Annotated in this window: 17 protein-coding genes and 1 pseudogene; 4 read left to right on the forward strand and 14 right to left on the reverse strand. The window is 42.7% G+C overall.

The window, feature by feature from the left end:
- Nucleotides 1-50 precede the first annotated feature (50 nt).
- A complete protein-coding gene (locus tag MKY12_RS31605) occupies nucleotides 51-956 on the reverse strand; it encodes a YafY family protein (protein ID WP_339252568.1) in 906 nt (301 codons plus the stop codon).
- Nucleotides 957-1,029: 73 nt separating this feature from the next.
- Here MKY12_RS31605 and MKY12_RS31610 point away from each other — a divergent pair, with 73 nt between their 5' ends.
- The gene (locus MKY12_RS31610) at nucleotides 1,030-1,563 is read left to right on the forward strand and encodes a dihydrofolate reductase family protein (RefSeq protein ID WP_339252570.1); all 534 of its coding nucleotides are present in this window, start codon (nucleotides 1,030-1,032) and stop codon (nucleotides 1,561-1,563) included.
- Nucleotides 1,564-1,721: 158 nt separating this feature from the next.
- Here MKY12_RS31610 and MKY12_RS31615 read toward each other — a convergent pair whose 3' ends face one another.
- A complete protein-coding gene (locus MKY12_RS31615; protein ID WP_339252572.1) occupies nucleotides 1,722-2,834 on the reverse strand; it encodes a serine hydrolase in 1,113 nt (370 codons plus the stop codon).
- Between the two features lie 158 nt (nucleotides 2,835-2,992).
- On the opposite strand from MKY12_RS31615, the gene MKY12_RS31620 reads away from it, so the two are divergent.
- Nucleotides 2,993-3,928 carry an AraC family transcriptional regulator gene (locus MKY12_RS31620; protein ID WP_339257672.1) on the forward strand — a complete coding sequence of 312 codons (936 nt, stop codon included), beginning with the start codon at nucleotides 2,993-2,995 and terminating at the stop codon, nucleotides 3,926-3,928.
- 61 nt (nucleotides 3,929-3,989) lie between these two features.
- On the opposite strand, the gene MKY12_RS31625 is transcribed toward MKY12_RS31620, so the two are convergent.
- Nucleotides 3,990-4,391: an effector binding domain-containing protein gene (locus MKY12_RS31625; protein ID WP_339312158.1), complete on the reverse strand. Its 402-nt coding sequence runs from the start codon at nucleotides 4,389-4,391 to the stop codon at nucleotides 3,990-3,992.
- Nucleotides 4,391-4,972: a MerR family transcriptional regulator gene (locus tag MKY12_RS31630; protein WP_339252574.1), complete on the reverse strand. Its 582-nt coding sequence runs from the start codon at nucleotides 4,970-4,972 to the stop codon at nucleotides 4,391-4,393. Before MKY12_RS31630 ends, MKY12_RS31625 begins: the two co-directional genes overlap by 1 nt.
- Nucleotides 4,973-5,168: 196 nt before the next feature.
- On the opposite strand from MKY12_RS31630, the pseudogene MKY12_RS31635 reads away from it, so the two are divergent.
- Nucleotides 5,169-5,437: pseudogene (locus MKY12_RS31635) on the forward strand (sialate O-acetylesterase); the annotation flags it as partial.
- A gap of 117 nt (nucleotides 5,438-5,554) precedes the next feature.
- Here MKY12_RS31635 and MKY12_RS31640 read toward each other — a convergent pair.
- Entirely contained in the window at nucleotides 5,555-5,890 is a 336-nt protein-coding gene (locus MKY12_RS31640; RefSeq protein WP_339312160.1) for a helix-turn-helix transcriptional regulator, read from the reverse strand.
- Nucleotides 5,891-6,033: 143 nt separating this feature from the next.
- On the opposite strand from MKY12_RS31640, the gene MKY12_RS31645 reads away from it, so the two are divergent.
- A complete protein-coding gene (locus tag MKY12_RS31645) occupies nucleotides 6,034-6,435 on the forward strand; it encodes a HEPN domain-containing protein (protein ID WP_339312161.1) in 402 nt (133 codons plus the stop codon).
- 477 nt (nucleotides 6,436-6,912) lie between these two features.
- On the opposite strand, the gene MKY12_RS31650 is transcribed toward MKY12_RS31645, so the two are convergent.
- The 9 genes from MKY12_RS31650 to rlmH form a co-directional block, all read right to left on the reverse strand.
- Nucleotides 6,913-7,287, reverse strand: coding sequence for an HNH endonuclease (locus MKY12_RS31650; protein ID WP_339252581.1), 375 nt, complete (start codon nucleotides 7,285-7,287; stop codon nucleotides 6,913-6,915).
- Between the two features lie 180 nt (nucleotides 7,288-7,467).
- Nucleotides 7,468-8,199 carry an HNH endonuclease signature motif containing protein gene (locus MKY12_RS31655; RefSeq protein WP_339252583.1) on the reverse strand — a complete coding sequence of 244 codons (732 nt, stop codon included), beginning with the start codon at nucleotides 8,197-8,199 and terminating at the stop codon, nucleotides 7,468-7,470.
- A gap of 191 nt (nucleotides 8,200-8,390) precedes the next feature.
- The gene (locus MKY12_RS31660; protein ID WP_339252585.1) at nucleotides 8,391-9,668 is read right to left on the reverse strand and encodes a DUF262 domain-containing protein; all 1,278 of its coding nucleotides are present in this window, start codon (nucleotides 9,666-9,668) and stop codon (nucleotides 8,391-8,393) included.
- The gene (locus MKY12_RS31665; protein ID WP_339312163.1) at nucleotides 9,665-10,933 is read right to left on the reverse strand and encodes an FRG domain-containing protein; all 1,269 of its coding nucleotides are present in this window, start codon (nucleotides 10,931-10,933) and stop codon (nucleotides 9,665-9,667) included. The genes MKY12_RS31660 and MKY12_RS31665 overlap by 4 nt, the downstream gene beginning before the upstream one ends.
- Nucleotides 10,934-11,084: 151 nt before the next feature.
- Nucleotides 11,085-12,998 (reverse strand): hypothetical protein, encoded by a 1,914-nt coding sequence (locus MKY12_RS31670; protein WP_339252589.1) that lies wholly within the window; start codon nucleotides 12,996-12,998, stop codon nucleotides 11,085-11,087.
- A 28-nt stretch (nucleotides 12,999-13,026) separates the two neighbouring features.
- Complete coding sequence (locus tag MKY12_RS31675; protein ID WP_339252591.1) at nucleotides 13,027-13,971, reverse strand: DUF3883 domain-containing protein; 945 nt, start codon at nucleotides 13,969-13,971, stop codon at nucleotides 13,027-13,029.
- Nucleotides 13,968-15,851, reverse strand: a complete 1,884-nt coding sequence (locus MKY12_RS31680; protein ID WP_339252593.1) for a DEAD/DEAH box helicase — start codon at nucleotides 15,849-15,851, stop codon at nucleotides 13,968-13,970. Before MKY12_RS31680 ends, MKY12_RS31675 begins: the two co-directional genes overlap by 4 nt.
- Nucleotides 15,852-15,856: 5 nt before the next feature.
- The gene (locus MKY12_RS31685; protein WP_339252595.1) at nucleotides 15,857-17,020 is read right to left on the reverse strand and encodes a hypothetical protein; all 1,164 of its coding nucleotides are present in this window, start codon (nucleotides 17,018-17,020) and stop codon (nucleotides 15,857-15,859) included.
- Nucleotides 17,021-17,175: 155 nt separating this feature from the next.
- On the reverse strand, nucleotides 17,176-17,655 hold the full coding sequence (gene rlmH, locus MKY12_RS31690) for a 23S rRNA (pseudouridine(1915)-N(3))-methyltransferase RlmH (RefSeq protein WP_339252597.1): 480 nt from the start codon (nucleotides 17,653-17,655) through the stop codon (nucleotides 17,176-17,178).
- Nucleotides 17,656-17,745: the final 90 nt, after the last annotated feature.

A 17,745-nucleotide genomic window follows, 5' to 3' on the forward strand; every position in this document is an offset into this window, starting at 1 on the left:
ATCGCATCAGCATCACTGTCAACACCCCGAGAAAATGGATATTGAGTATTTTATGAATACTGACTTATAGTCTTCTCTAGTAACTCTCTGACGGATTCCTGCAATTCCCTTGGAGAGACCACCTTTACTTCCGGTCCGTATGCAAGCAGCTTCTGCGCCGTGAACGGGAACTCTTCCACAGGAATATAGCCGCGCCATTCCCTGTCCAGAACTGATGCGAATAACCGGTCCGACTCCGCTAGCCTTACGCCCATATCCGTAAAATGTAATATGACTTCGGTGCTATCCCTGGTCTCCCCGGCCTTCATCCATGCTGCGAGCGTCGGAAGTGAATCCTCTATTCGGTGAGGCCCTTCCTCCAGCTGCTCCATCCGATCAACCCGATACAGGCGAATCTCACCCTGCTTGCTGGCGGGCATATACCAATACCCTTGTTCATAATAAATCCCGAGCGGATAGACCTGCACATTCTTCTTGCCGCTGCGGGAATGATAAGCAAATGTAATCTCTCTCTTCTCCATGGCTGCACCTAACACCTGGGTCGTTAACGGCGCTGGGCGTATCGAAGAGTGCTGAAGAACGGCAAGATGCTGCTTCGAACGCCTAATCAGATCCCGCACATCATCCGGCAATCCGGAATAATACTGATCTGCCAGTTGAGCCCGGATGATTCCATAGGGAAAGTCCGGAATATGCTCCAAATATTCAATCATCAGGAACAATCCCAACGCCTCGTGCTGTGTTAATTGAAGGGGTGGCAAAATCCGGTTCGGCAGCACCCGGTACCCCCCGTGTATGCCTACCTCTGAATACAGAGGAACCCCCATCTGCTGCAGATAATCCAGATCGCGTTGGATCGTCCTTAGCGATACTCCGAATCGTTCTGCCAGCTGGCGGGCCGTAAATTTGGTCCTTGAATCCAATGTCCGCATAATTTCCAGTCTTCGATTAATCAATAGCTTCACCTAACTACGTCATATTTTGTCATAGTTCAAGTGTATCATTGAATCTAGAAGGGAGCGATTAACAATGTCAAAACATAAAGTTGTGCTGTACATCGCTATGAGTCTGGATGGTTACATTGCAAGGCCCGATGGCTCTGTCGATTGGTTGTATGAGATCGAAGGAAATGGAGGGGATAACGGGTATAGTGAATTCTATGGAACAGTAGGAAGCGTAGTGATGGGGCGAAATACTTATGAAGAGGTACTGAAGCTAGCCGATGAATTCCCCTATGCAGATAAACCGGCTTTTGTCCTTACGCGTTCCGGGCACCCCCCTGCGCCACATGTTGTTTTTACAGGCGAATCCATTGACCGGCTTATCCCCCGGTTACAGCAAACCTCAGAAGGCAAGGTCTGGATTGTAGGCGGTGGATTGCTTGTCCAGAGCGTCCTGAAGCTGCAATTGCTGGATGAGCTCCAAATTGCGCTTATTCCCACCCTTCTGGGAGAAGGCATTCCCTTATTCCCTGACGGAACAGCGCCAGAGAATCTAACTTTAACCCATTCCGAGCGAATGGGTCAGATCGTGATGCTTCATTATCAAACACTTGGGTCATAATCTCCATGATCGAGGGGTAGTTATGATATGGTTCACCGTAACACTCTAACAGCGAAATTAAAGAGCATTCGTGTGGGTGCCCTTTAATTGTCGTATAAATTCGAATTTCAACGTTGATTGGAGTTCAATAAAACAGCGGCAGGCTAGGACTATGTCCTCTATTTGTTCTTCACCGCTTTAACCAAGCTCTCGATAAACTGGATAGGAAGGAGGGTATCCTGGGGATTCCCGGTAGCAGCCGAGTTCACGACGATCACTAGATTCAGGTCGGGTACGATGGTCAGATATTGGCCGGCATAACCCATACCGAAAACTGCCTTGTGCCCGCCGTACTGATTCATCCACCAATGGTGGCCATATTCGCCGAAAGACACATTCCCCTCCGAATGCCGAGAGGTCGATTCCCGGATCCATGCTTCCGAGACGATGCGCTTGCCATCCCATACGCCACGGTTAAGCACCAATTGGCCAATCTTGGCCAGATCCCTTGGCTTCATCTTCAGGCCGAAGCCCCCTGAATTCGAATCGTCCGGTGAACGGGGCCACTTCACGCTATCAATTCCGAGAGGACCCAACAGATGCTCCTTGGCAAAATCGAGTTCGGATTGCCCAGTCGTTTTCCTGAGAATCGCCGCCATTAATTGGGAACCGCCTGTATTGTAGTTCCATATTTCACCTGGCCTAGAATCCATCGGTTGGCTGAGTACAAATTGGTTCCAGTCCTTGGTCTCCGTCATAGGCTGGATCATATAATTCCAATCAGTCCATTCCGGGAAATGCAAGCCACTTGTCATGCTGAGCAAGTGCTCTAATGTAATGGATCTCTTATCGGGTGAATCGAACAACTCCTTATATTCGGGGAAAAATGACTCTATCGGCTCATTTATTCCTTTCAGATAACCTTTGTCGATAGCTATCCCGATCAAGAGCGATGTCACGCTCTTGGTGATCGAGTTTATAGCCAGCTTGGAATCCGACATGCCATCCTTGTAATACTCGGAGACAATTGTGCCGTCCTTAACAACTAGCATGGAGAGAACCGGCGATTCCTTGGCATATTGCATCACTGCTTCGACTTCCTTGGGATCCATCTCAACCTGCTCTGGAGTGCCGATCGGCCACTCCCCGTTTGGCAAGTTGATCACCTTGGAGTTGCCGGGGGACATCACAGGGGCTAAGGACTTTTCGGAAGAGCAAGCGGACATGGTAAGGATCATGCTAGCTGCCCCTGCCAACATGGCCAGCTTGGCATAACGGAATAATTCGGTCATACATTAACACACCCTTTAAGGTTATTATTCTTGCTTCCCTTATGGTAGTGTAATGGGCGAGTATCATCTTCCAATTTCTTGCTACCCGATTAACAATTCTTGCTATAATAGAGATAGGATTGAATCAATAATGAAAATAAGGGGGGACGGTGAAACGGATGGTGGTAGCCAAAGCGTTGGAATTGGAATACCGATACCGGGTCAACCATGTCGTCAACTACATGGAGGAGCATCTTACGGAGCCTTTAACCCTTAAAGAAGTGTCGGACGTGGCCGCCTTCTCCCCCTTTCACTTCCATCGGGTGTTCAAAGTGGTGATGGGCGAGAACGTGCACGGGTTTACCCGGCGGATCCGCATCGAGAAGGCAATCAAGCTACTGTTGTTCCACCCAAACCGGAGCATAACTGATATCGCCTTGGATTGTGGTCTGCAAACCCCGGCCCACTTTTGCAGAGTGTTCCGTGAGCATACCGGGCTGAGCGCTTCCGAATGCCGGGACAGGTTTCCTCTCCAGACGATTGCGGAACGGTTCAGGGCCCGATTAACCTTTGAAAAGTCCACTGAACTGTCCCGCAAGCTGGCGGATCTCCCGATTGAGATTCGCAACCTTACTCCAATGAATGCTATCTACGCCCGGTATAGGGGAACCATCAATGAAGGAGAAATCAATTCGGACATTAAAGGGCTCTTTGAGCGGTTAGCCTCGTGGTTGGACGCGAGAGAAGCACTGAAAAAAGGATGTTTGACGGTCGGACTCATCCTCGACGACCCTTTCATCACGCCGGATGGCAGACACAGGTATGATGCCTGCATTACAACGGAGCAACAGATGACGCCGACTGGCGATCTGGGCATCCGGACGATTCCTGGAGGCAAGTACGCCATGGTGCGGATTTTAACAGACAGACAGGATATAGCGAAAGATTTGCTGCACCTGGTCTCCATCGAGTGGCTTCCCCTAAGCCCGTATATATGGGACGTTTCACGTCCGGCCCTGGAGATTTACTTCCCCAACTCCCTTCACCATCCGGATGGACAGTGCGAAATGGAATTCGGCATCCCGATCAAACTAAATGAAGCAAGCTTCTGGTAGCTGAACGCCCTCTCTCTTCAAAAGTTTTAAGGCCATCCTTTACGGGATGGCCTTGTATCATTTACCGGTTCAACTTTGACTTTATCGGAAGTAGTAAATCCAATTGTACCACCTTGTCGATTTCCTCATTGCTTAAATGATACTGGTTGATGTAATTCAAATGCTCTTCCTTTGAACCATACATACAATCGGGATCTCCCCAGTTCGGTTCATACTCCTCATGGTGCTCGACCCACTCGGTCAACCATCCCCATTCCTCGAAGTTGCCCATGGGAATCATGTGAGCTGCGTATAAGCCACCGGTAAAATGCTTCTTCACGAACGGTTCACGTACCTCTAGATCATCAGGTATCGTTACCCATCTCTCGTACCCATGGTCCGATCCATCCGGTTGGACTCCATTCGGATGATTAAATCCATAATGCCGTAGATCAGGCTTGAGTTGGGCCAGCTTCGTGTCCATCATAAACTTTTGCAACTCATCCCCGTTTCATACTCCGGTAATTTTCCAATTACTTGGATCGAAGCCACTGGTGAAGGCGGAAGGTAAACAATCCGTACATCCTTAAGCGTGGATAAATGTTGATCTGCCTTGATCAAATCGTTCATGGATAGGTCCTCCTTGAGATTACTTTTGGATAAAGGAAGGGCTTCAACGATCTGTAGCAGAGTTTTATCCATCCAGACTCCCGGGTTCAGCTTCACTTCGGCATGGAGCTTGAGTTGATCTACCAAGTTTTGCAGTACATTGTGAATGACAGACAATGCCGTCATTTCGCTGGATAGTTCATAGATCTTTTCTTGGAACACAGCAAGTGCGATCCTGGACTCATCACTCTGCAGAATCCTTTGAATTTCCTTCAACGGAATTCTCAGCTTTCTTAGAACTAAAATCTGTTCTAATCTTACCAATGAACTCTCCTCATACGTGCGGTAAGCATATCCCTCCTTCTTCACACTTTTAAGCAGCCCGATCTGCTCATAGTATCGAAGCATTCTTGTGGAAACTGGATAGTTTTTGGTAACCTCGCTAATGGTTTGCATTCCGTGAGCCCTCCTTTCCATCAAAAGCATAAAGTACGACACGGCGTCAAAGTCAACATCCCTATGAAAAAAATAGTGTAGAAATCCTGTGGACCTTGATGCTCTAATTCCAGGCATAATGATCATTAATTAGTCTAATCAGACTATATAATGACTCAATTAGTCTATATTAGTTATGTAAAGGAATGAAAATTAAATGATAAAATCATTTTTAATGCTGGGTCAATCTAATATGGCAGGCCGTGGATTTTTGGATGAAGTGGCCCCTATATATAATGAAAAAATAAAAATGCTGCGTAATGGACAGTGGCAGAAGGTGGCAGTTCTTTGAATGATTAGCATCCGGAGGGCATCCTTTTTCAGCATGCTTTGTCCGAAGCCCGCTTCGCCTTGCGGTCCAGTCAAATCTGCGGAATTCTTTGGCACCAGGGTGAGAGCGACAGTTATCATTCGCTGCATGAAACTTAATGCAGCCTTGATCCTTTTAGCTTAACGGGTCTATCGGCGGAAACAAAGGGCGGCCTGGAAGGCCGCCACTGTTGTTTATACTATGAATAAATTGGTTTGCTTCATAATGATTCTTTATAATAATTCCTTCAGTACATTTTTAGCCACACGTACCTTCTCCTCATTGGCCTCACGGAGCATGCCTACCATATCCTGAATATCACGCTCTGCTGCGGTAACCATGAACTCTTCACCCTGGTATGCAAACAACTGAATGACATTCACCTCGAGCGATTCTGCAATCTTATGTAAATTCAATAAAGAAACGTTCTTTTCCCCACGTTCAATCTGCCCTATGTATGAAAAATGAAACCCGCCTATCTCCCCAAGCGCCTCCTGCGACAGGCCCCGCTCTTTCCGCAGAGCACGAATCCGCGCTCCCACCTGCTTCAATATTTCCTTATCCATCACAGTATTCACCTCTCCATGTCCAAAGTGTAGACAAGTTTCCTAAAGGTAAACACCAATTAATAGATATTATTATTTATTATAATATTTATAGGTATTATAATAGGTGTAATACTTTTCCAAATATGCTATGGGAGGCTTTCACTATGGGAAAAAGCTTGCAAGAGAAAATCACTGACTATATAAGTCTAGCCCGTTATCACATGAAATTAGCTCAGATTATGAGAAATCACAAGCAATACAAGACTGCATTCTTTCTTTGTCATTCAGCCCTCATCTCCATGATTCGTGCGTTATACATCTATGAGAATAAGACAGAGTTCGGCTCGGAGATATCATTAAATGATCTGTTACTCCTGATACATACCGACTATCATCCTGGGCTAGAGATTGTGGCGTTTGTGGGTGAATTGAATTATCTCGTTAATGGGGAGGGGAAGGAGTTAGAGATGATAACGGACGAGGATATGAAGAGAGTGATGAGACGGGCGGGTGAGGTTTTAGATGAGTTGTGTTGGAGGATGGGGGGGGGGGAAATGGGAATGTAGATGGAAGGCATCATGGCGATAAATTTACCTTTTGGCGCTAATGTGCCCGTCTCTGTTACACAACCCCTTTAAAGGGTTACTCTCTATCCTACAGAATGTTGTCCAATACCTAAAATAGTGTGACCTACCTCGTCTTGGGTCTTCAACGTAAGATTAAATTAAGACTATATGTCTGCTCAAAAAAGCACAAGTCAGTAGCTTGTGCTTTTTGCATTATATGACGTGAATATCACTCAGTAAGAAATTGCCTTCTTTGATTTTTTTATACTCATCGGCCATAACAATGATGTGCCTAATAGCAGGATTCAATTATTATTGCCTCTTTAGTTCATGAGCAATTTGAGAAAATATACTTGAAAGGGTAATCTCCAACCCGCCTTTAGCCTGATTCATATGAAAACCAGAATTACTAAAAAAACGTTTTATTAGCTCCTTATCTGCCAGCATTTCATTTACATCATCTACGCGATCTACAAGTTAAAAAGTTCTTAATTCTCTCATGATATCTTCTTGAACCAAGGATGTGTAATCTTGCTTTTCTACCCAATCCAAAAACGCCTCGCGAGACTTCGTGTTCGGAGCGCGGTCATGACAGCTCTTACACATCAGAAATAGATTCTCTGGGATATCCTCTCCATCGAACTGACGGGCAATTATGTGGCAACGTTGAAGAGGTACCCTATCCCAGTTATTTATTATATCTTCACGTGTAGCACTGGGCTTGTTCAAATCATATTTAGCATCAAAATGTCGTTTACATGCCCAACAACAAGGCTCCCCCCAGTCAAATCCCCTCTTGTCCAACCATTCCATCCAATGTTTAAAAATCTGGGCTTTTGTTGGCATAGCCATTTTAAACCCCCTGTGTCGTTTTATTTTTCATTTTCAATTTACTTTTTTGGAGAAAAGGTGATAAATAACAACTTCTTAAATCAATTGGTTAGAAGGTATATCAGCTAGGGAGAACATCAAGCCCAGTGAATAGCTCAAGTGATTTCGGAAATATAGTTTCACTAAAATGGGTTATGCTTTTTAATTCATCATCAGTAGATTATCTTTGTGTCTCAAATAAACAATCGCTATAGGAAAGCTTGATGGAGCACCCTTTCCCCCCTCTAACACCCTGACTTCACGTGCACCGAAAACGTAGTATTCATGATCTAATAATTCCTTTATCATTTTAGTTATTTCAAAACCGTATCTAACTCTTTCACCCGATTCAAAATCGCTTAGTAAATCTCCAAAATCATGTAGGTATTGTAGAAACCCTGAAATCAATTCAACTTCATTTTCATTTTTTGGTTCATCATGATCAAATTCATACCCCATTGCTCTATCCAAAATATTAATGATTTCTTTTCCGCCTGTAATCCTAGGTAATTTTTCAGGAATATTTTCCTTTATCCTTTTAATTCTCGGAGGTTTATCTTCTTGCTGGTCAAGGCTTTTAGATACCCAAAGCTCATGGTTGACTTTAATTTGTTTAATAATGTCTTCGGTAAATGTCTCAGGTTGGTCATCAATCATCTTGTGATGAATGCGACATAACAGAATTAAGTTATCATAAGTATCTATTACATCTTTAGGACGGTTTTGATCGTGTCTAGGCCCATTCTTTTGACCAGAAATAATATGGCATTCCTCGCCGACAATTGACGAATTATCTTTTTCAGTCTCATCAATAATTAGTTTTAGCTTGCATATGGAACATCTATTTCCTGATCTACCCCATAGTATCTTTCTAGTCTTATCTGAGATCGACATGGGATCCCCCTTATAAGTACTCTCTCATCGTCTCTATTATTCCTTTATATCACTCTGTCCAACATCTTTCTTAGCACTATTCCACAAAAGTTTTCGCCGTCATTTATGATAAGGTACACCGTACCACTCTAACTGCGAAAAAAGGATGCTTTTTCAAAAGCATCCTTAACAACAATGCAGGCTTCAAATTGCTAAAACAGCGGAACTGTGTAGCGGTTATTTTCTTCAAAAACTTCGACTTCGCTTATCTTAGACTCTAAAAAATTCAATGAAGTAAATTGCATCTTATGAATTTGATGTCGTAAGAATAAATAATTTATTACATTTTTCATATTAGTAGAGGATGCCTTATATGATATATCAGCAATTGGGGATAAAGATAAGATTAATTTAATATCTGAGATGAGTCCTTCATTTTCAATGACATAATCAAAATAATAGCTTATGGTAGCTAATACAATTGATACACCCATAAGAAATTTACTTTGCCTATCCTTTTCCTCATTTATCATACTCGTAGAGAAAGGATACTCTATAGCTTCAGATATTTTTAAGGCCAAATTATTAAATTTATTGAACTTAATTTTAAGTTCGTCTAGTTCTTCGTTACCAACACTTTTGTATAGCTTTGATTTTCTTTCAAGAAACCTCTTTGAGGCGGTCACACCATCTCTAACATTTTCCTGTAATCCTGATTCTAAGATACTAAGGATTACACAGATCTCCTGGTGATTTTTTTGTTTATCATTGCGGGATTTTGTTATGTTATATATCTTAAATAATTTGTCCTCTACTGTATCCTCACCTTCATTATCCTGCTCCATCTTTTCTTCATTTCTTTGTATAAGAGTGTTGATAAAGTGACTTATATATTTACTTGTCTCGGAAAAATATGTAGCCATCTCTATTTCCTGAATTTCTAGCGGCTTCGTGTTTCTATTATATCTTTTAAATAACTCAATTTCAGTATCTGAATCCTCAAAGCTTTCGAACTCTAGGATAGACAAATGACTTCCCAATATTTTAATTTTATCCTTCTTGTCTAGCTCTGAAAACTTCTTTCCTTCATAGTTAGCGTCTCCACCTAAGATATCAAGACTTTTAAGGGGAAACTTATTGTTAATGTATCTATAGATTGCGTTAAGTCTGTGCTGCCCGTCCATTACATGTCGTATTTGCATCTCGTTTTTACCCGATATCACCAGGAAAATCTCTGGTATTGGTATTCCAACTAATAATGATTCAATTATTGAACTTTCCTCTTTTACAGATGATCTATAAATTCTTTGGTAATCTGGGCTCAAAACAATTCCTTGTAGAACTTCCATCTCTGTTTCATCATTGATATCCTCAATATTTAATTTTAAATATTTCTCTCCTTTGTCTATAAACTTAACTATATCTTGAACTGAAATGAGTGGCCGATTCGATTTAATTCTCATTATTGATTCTTTTATTTTCTCTCTCATCTTCCCCGGTAACCCCCCATCACTTCTTCATAATTAAATTTTATCGATTTCACGACATTATCTTTATCCGGGTATATGTTTTCAAATGTAATACCCAAATTAAACAATTCCTTCAGTATTTCTTTTTTACAATCTTTATTTATAATTACAATCCTACAAAAATTTGATAGTCTTCTTTTGAAGTCTTCTCGATCTTGAGGAGATACCTTTAAAAAACAACCTTTTTGGAAATGAATCCGTTCGTTTGAGTTACCCAATTTAATAAAATAAGATCTTGCTGAGTATCTTCTCACAGAGTCCACGACAGTTGGTACAGAATAATCTAATAATTTTTCCTCTAAGCTTACAGCGTCCTTATTGTATGCTAAAGAATCAATAAAAAAAACAATAGAATGCTGCTGACTATAGTTATAATCTTCAATCGCGAAAAGTAATGAGATCAAATGAGCCTCTGTAAAATCTAAATAATCAGTAGGCAAACCAAAATGTTGCCCTTCGGCTCGTAACTCCTCCCCCGATTTGTTTTTAATTTCCTTATCGTAATATATGATCTTTTGTTTAAAAGCACCCTCATAAATATCTGAATGTATCTCGTAATCCCTCTCGAATCTTCTGTGCAATGAAGGCAATAAATCAAAACTACAATCCTTTTGTCCTCTAGACACATAATTGACCGCATTATCTAGCTCAGAAACAAATGAAATAAATTCGCTCAGTCTTGAAATAAACTTAACATTAGTTTCAGGCATTTCAAATTTACTAGCAATTGTATTAACAACATTGTAGTCTTTGTACTTTTCCTCTTCCTCAAATTTAAGGCTTACAATCCTCTCCAATTTTTCGAAATCTACTGATGAATCTGTTTTACGACTTAATTTCTCCAAGCTTTCTGCATCGAATATTTCACCTATTTTTAGCTCTTTAAGAATACTTATATCAATTTCATCTATCTGCTGCTCTTTCTGGAGAATAAAATATGATTGCTTTAAATAAAGCAAATTAGACTCTACAAATTTATAACACGGGTCATCTTTACTAAGAGTCTTGGAAATTTGCTCACTAATCTGACCATCATCTAAGTTTGTTAGTTTTTCGACTTCTGGTTCATATGCCTTAAATATAGCTTTAACTCTCTCTTCATTTTCGCTCAAATCAATTTCTCTCAACTCGGTCAACTCAAATAAATCTACCTTAGTAGCTTCCAAATTATTCGCCCCCCCGTTTACGACAGTATCTATCTTAGATTCTACTTTTATAAAATCCAAAAGTCACCAGTAGTTTCAATTTCATTACTTTTCGCCCTACTTATGATACGGCTCACCGTATCATTCTAACGGCGAAATGACAAAGGAGATGTCGCCACGACATCTCCTTGAAGACTACTAGTTCTCTCACTTTCTTCAAAGCTAGATAAACTCATGCCTTATGTCCCGATTCACTACTCTCATACATCCAAACATCCGCCTGATCTGCAGTTAATAGTGAGAATGTATATTCCCCTTTACTTGGTATGTACAAATATATATTCTCTCCATATTTTGGCTTATGTGACTTATACCATCGCTGCAAGCCTAGAATCTGATATCGACCTTCATCCAAGCGGTCGACCCAGCCCTCATATCTGGCACCTGCGATGTCCATCACGGTATACTTGGTATACTGCTGTAAGGCGGGGAAATGTTCAATGATATACCGTTTAATTAGTATGCGGCCCAACTCAAGGCAGTGTTTTGATATAAAGTACTCGACCATAACACCGTTTTCAAGTTCGTATATCGTAGGGTTGCCATCTGGAAGAGATAAACGAAAAGGGAATTTGAATCGGAATAGATCACGGAAAGACAACTTCCATTCGGTCAGTGCATAAACACCACGCGCCACTTGATGGATGCGCTCATTATCCGTGAGATCAAGATGCAGCGTCCCCTCATTCATATTCATCCCTCGACGCCGCAATTGTCGACGCATTTCAGACTTATGAACTGGCCTGCCCGCCGTTTCGATAATTGAAATTAGTATATCTCCTATCCGGTTATGAATCTGTGGATCATATTCGATCAGGCCCCATTCGCGTAATGCCCAATAACCCCGGCTTGGGCGTGAAAGCTTCGGCTCTGTCAGAAAAACGGAGGAGATTGAGTTATTGTAATTCCTTCGTCGCCGAATCTGGGCCTCCAATTCGGTGTATGGCATGGGAGAACCATTCTCCTTAAGCACTAAATATGCTACGTCACCAAGACGCATTCGGTGAAATGGAGCATGCTGCATCGCGTACACATACCCACCTACAATTGCAACTTCACCCCAACTTTTCAGGAACGGTTTGAAATCCCTTGTGTGCATATTTAAGCCGTGAGAGTTAGCAATCATCTCAGCATGCTTAAATAACTGAGTAATAGGTATTCCCTCCCTCGCTTCCGCTAAATACTTTAATAATGATGGTACGATGATCCCCAACAGTTCATCGTCCAACGGGCTAATGTTCATCCCAAATGTATCATTTGAATGCCCCTTAAATTCAGGCCAAAATTCTAATATTTTGATTATTTCGGCTACTTCGTAACCCTTGAGTTCCTTTACAATTTCATTTACAGGTAAAGTTCCGCTCTCATTTAGTAGGTTTGTGATCCTGTCGACCAGCTTCAAATCCACTTGATGTTCCCACTTTTTTAAGATCCAAAACTCTGTATCATCAATCTTGATAACTGGTAGTAGATTTAACATAAATGTGAACATACGCTTTAATCCAACTGTTGCCGGGACGATTGCCATACTTTGATAGATTAATTCCTCTATCTTTAGGGGTCTTCCAGACTTTACAAATGTCGAGATAATTGACTCATCCCATGGCCTCTGCAGAGAATGAGCATACCGTGATATCACCTTGACTTGATCAGGCAAAGCGGATTTCGGCATCCAGTTATTACAATTTAAAGGAATGAGTTCATCCTGCAATTCAAGCAAGATATATACGACTTTATAGGACAAGGGTATCTCTTTCAGTGCTTTGGGAAGATACCATTTGCACATATTTACAACTTCAATAACTGCACTAATTATATCCTTCTTCTGTAAGCCATAAACGCTACAAAGCTCTTCCAATTCCACAATAGTTTCGATGGTTCCGTACACATAGATTTCCCTACTTAATAGCTTCCATCCATGTGCTTGCAAAGTACTCCAAGCGCTTTTTTCATTAATACCAGTCACTTCACACCAAAACATCAAGTCGTCGATGCGAAAAGATAGCTCGAATAGCCTTGTGAACGAACAATAAAATTTTTCTGCATCCAATTGTTTAAAAGTTGATATTACTGTTGATAGCTCCATAATTCTCACCTGATTCATAACTGATTTCTCAAAAAGACACTTTATATTGAGTCGGCTCCATAAGTGCATATAAGGAAAGGTACGAAAAGGGGTCCTGAATTATATCGATAATTGGATCTACTATCGGATCGGTCTGATTGACTAAATACAAAAAATATTGGCTCCCTAGCACTTTGGCTACTTCCAATTCATGACGAGACCAATAAAAAGAGCGATCTGGTCCGACACTTTTCACTTCAATATATCGGTTCGGATCAGGCGATGAAGATGAAAATGATAATATGTCATACCCCGCGTTCACTAACCGGTCCGATACACGTTCTGCGCGGTTTGACTCTTCAACAAGTCCCAATTGTAGTAACCGTCTCTTTTCAATGCGTAGCGCATTCTCTTCTGCTTCCAAGCCTGCTTGCAATTGTAACTCCAATTTAACCTGCAGTTCTTCTAGCGTTAATGGCGGTTGCTCTATTGAATAGGCACGTATCCAAGCGTGTTCACCACTCAGCTCTAAATAATCACCAGACTGTATTACGACACCAAGATAGAGCATTTCTTCCGTCCACTGTTGCAGTGGTTTAATGATTAGCGAACGGATGATCTGTTGTTTGCCTGAATCTACTGTGGAAAAATATCCTATCCACTTTCGGCTTTTCTCGCCCGCCGCAGGGAAATACCATGATGCCAGGAGCTTTTTTTGTCCGTCGTTCAGATCATAACCACCACCACCAACTTCGCCGGTTGCCAACAAACGATTGCCACGTGGTAGCACGTAAACTTGATGTTGATCATCAATCCCGAGTAGGTTCAAACAAAATAAAAGCTCCAATGTAGGCTGGGCTTTAGTTTTTCTACCACCAAGGAAAGCCCCCTCCAATATCCGAAGAAGATGGCTTCGGGTGATATGGCACTGGTATTTACTCTCATACTCCTCCACGGTGCGAATTGTCCACAGCAGGTCGCAGAACTTCTTCATGGACGCTTACTCCTGATGTGTTGAATCACAGTGTCAAAATCTTTTTGAAGCTCTGTTTCCTGATTCCACTCATTCTGTTCCAGATCTAGAGAACCAATCGGCATGTCCATATCGATGACACTACGCATTAACCATGCCTTTTCCTGTAGCCGCTGATGGATGACTTCATCGACTGTCCCTTCACTCTCGATAAAATAATACGTCGTTAATTGGTCATCAGGTAAGCCGATCCTGTGAATGCGGTCGAGTGACTGGAGATAATGCCCACAGTTGAAGCTCCGGTCTAGGTATATCGCATGGTGGCAATCCTTGTGCAGGGAAATCGACTCCGCACATGCTGATGGATTCGCAATAAGAATACATGGTTTATCGGATTGTTTGAACAACCGAATCTGCTGCTCGCGGTTGAACTCCTCATCGTCTTCATCGCTCTTTGGCACGCCACCGAAAATGAGGTAAGTCGGGATCCCAAGGCGAAAGAAATCCTGTCGTAGCTGAAAAATGTTGTTGACAAACGTGCTCCACAATAGTACTTTGTGTCCCTGCTCAATTAAAGCTTGTGCCAGTTCAATCGCTTTTTGTAGCTTGCTTGGCTTCTCGTAAGTCGGATAATGCTCAATCAATTTGACAATATCGCCTCCATCGTATGTCAGAGGCGGAATCTGGAACTCGTGTGAAAAGTCCGCCAACAGTGCGGGGTTTGACGCAGTCTGCATGAGACGGATAATTTTTGCCCGCCGAAACCGGGCTATCTCAGCAATTTCCCTTGAGGAAAATCGCTCCAATTCCTCAAGGGTGCGTGCGGCTAAAACGTCGTAGATCTGTTGTTGTAATTCAGACATTGGCACTTTTACCCTTTGAATCTCGAAAGGAGGCAACAACAAGTCTTTCTTATTGACGCGGTAGAAGTAAGGACGGATCTTGTTCTGAATCCACTCGACATCACCTTCGTAACGTTTTACTTCGGCTTTATATTGAATCTGCTCACCAAGCAGAAATTTCCCTGGCCAAAGAAAGGTCATTTGCGAATATAGATCAAACAGTCCGTTTGGCATCGGTGTGCCCGTGCTAATCGCACGGCGTTTTGCGTAAGGCGCCAGTTTCAATAGTGCATTTGCCCACATTCCATTTTCAAATCGCTTAATGTAATGGGACTCATCGACTACCAACATGACGCGGTATCGTAGCATTAGTTCAATCAGTCGGTCAACATCGATTGCTGCCGTTTGAAAGCTAGTCAGAAAAATGTCAGCACGATCGGACATTTTGTATCTACGTTCCCGGTCCGGTCCGATAAGTCGGTAGCTTATCGCTGGTTGACCAAAACAGCCAGCATACTCTTCTTCCCAAGCCATAAAGGAACTTGGAGGACCTATTATGAGGATTTTATCGACTTCCCCCATTTCACGCCAAACCGAAAAACCTGCGTACAGCATCGTTGTTTTACCACTACCAGGAACCGAGAAATTGGCTGTATGCCACACAGCTAGCATGTGTCGAACCGCTTTCTCCTGATAAGGCTTCAACATTCTCTTAAATCCGGGTAGGTCTAGAGCATTTGCTTCGCTAGCCTCCTCTTTCACGACAAGACCCAGTTCCGACGCCGCTTCGAATACCTTTCTCTCTTCTCCGATCTGTTCGTTAAGCCGATCAAAATTGTCACTCATATGCACTGGAATTCGTTTCCGCCTGAAAAACGCAATGAGATCATCAACTGTACTCCGAATTTTAATCGGATCATCCATTATGTATTTCTGGGAGAACTCACTTTTCACAAAACCCTGCTCCCGGAACATAAGCGAAAATTGACCGACAAATAACTCGGGACGGTCGGTTACGTCGATAATAAGTACATTTTGGTCGAACTCAATATGTACCATCGGTTTTAGGCCCCCATTTGCTGCCGAATCACTTCCATCAGCTCGTCTAATTCCTCAAAGGCAGTTTTAAAATCCTGCTTGGTAAATGTATCACTGTCATCGTCCTGGATCTGAGTTAGCAGTGAAATGGCCTTCTTTAGTTGTTCAACTGGACGTACATTGTTTCGCTGCATTCGCGACAGTTCTGCTGCTGCAGTTACGTCGTTGAAAATATCCTGTGAGGTGGCACTTTCGTTGTTGAACATGTTCTGTGTTAGTACCTTATGAATCTTTTCGTTGACAAAAGCTTCGCGGATATAACGGATATGATCACGTTGTGTGATCGATTTATCGAATTCTTTGTCCAGGTTTACTTCTAGCATACGGTACATCACGTCAACCGCTTCCTGAATTTTAAAGGCGTTGAGCCCAAGCGTCTTCATCGCTGCAATTTCCTTCTGAATTTCTACAAAATGCTCGTTTAGATTCAGCAATAATGTATAGTTCTCCTGTTGGCCGATATACTCTAAAAAACCGTCAACTAGGTCGAGGCGATTTTGATAATCCTTTATTTTCTTTGCTGTCCAGTCGAGCGTTTCACAGAGCTCCTGTTCGCTCATATACTCCAATCCTTCTCTAATCTTTAGCAGATCGTTGATCGGATTGTATTCTTCCTTCAAATCGGCTTTAATCTGAAATTGTACTTCTAGCTTGTAGATCTCTTTAGCAGGCACATTCGCAGGTAATCTATGAACCAGCAAATATTGATAGCGGGAATTAGGATGTCTGGAGTTGAGACGCTTCATACAGGCCAATCGACGATTTGCATCCACCAGGAAGCCATCATGTGTGATAACGCCTGGTCGTAATTGGCTGTGACGCTCCAGGTCATCCAACAAACGTTGGGACTTTGGATTATCCGGAATCAGTAAATCGATAAAATAATTTTCATGTGCAGGGTTACGGTTGTCTAATTCAAAGCCCAGCTCCTGCTCCTTCAAGCGTTTCTCAGCGGCAAAACGGCCATTATCGATATTGAAGCTAAGGAAATTGATTGGCAACTTGTATACCGGCAATACCTGTGGCTGCCCCATAAATAGGAGCATTTCACGTGAGTTGATTACACCTTCACCGCCATTATCGATGTATTGATCGATTTCATATGCGCGTTCCGTCCACATTGTAACCATATCAACCTCTCCTTATTACTATATTTTTTGATGCCATACACTAATTTCAATATCGTTGGATTCTTCTCCTACCAGCCTCACGAAATTCTGAAAAAAAAGAACTAAGGCTTATGATCTATTATTGCAAATTCGAGGTTATTATTAGAAAATTCGCCCTACTTATGATACGGTTCCCCCCGATTAATCTTCACCGCCCGGTACACCTGCTCCACCAGAACCAGCCGCATGAGCTGGTGGGGCAGCGTCATGCGGCCGAAGCTCATGCGCTGCTGGGCGCGGCGCATGACGTCATCGGAGAGGCCGTGGCTGCCTCCGATGACGAAGACGACATGGCTCGTCCCGTAGGTGCCGAGCCGGTCGATCTCGGCGGCAAGCTCCTCGGAGCTCCAGAGCTTGCCGTCAATCGCGAGCGCAATGACATGCGCCTCGCTCTTAATCTGCGCGAGGATACGCTCGCCCTCACGCACCTTCACCTGAATAATCTCTGCGTCGCTGAGGTTATCAGGGGCTTTCTCATCCGCCACCTCAATCATCTGGAACTTGAGGTAGGGCGTGAGCCGTTTGGCATATTCCGCGATGCCGAGCGTCAGATACTTTTCCTTCAATTTGCCTACGCTTATCAGTTGAATTAACATAATTCCTCCATCGGTCTGATCTTGTCATGTCCCTGTATTTTATCACATCCCTGCCCATAACATGCCCTGCTTAGAAGACATTCCCCGCAC

The organism is Paenibacillus sp. FSL M7-0896 (genome assembly GCF_037975415.1).
Taxonomy (GTDB): Bacteria; Bacillota; Bacilli; order Paenibacillales; family Paenibacillaceae; genus Paenibacillus_AQ; species Paenibacillus_AQ silagei.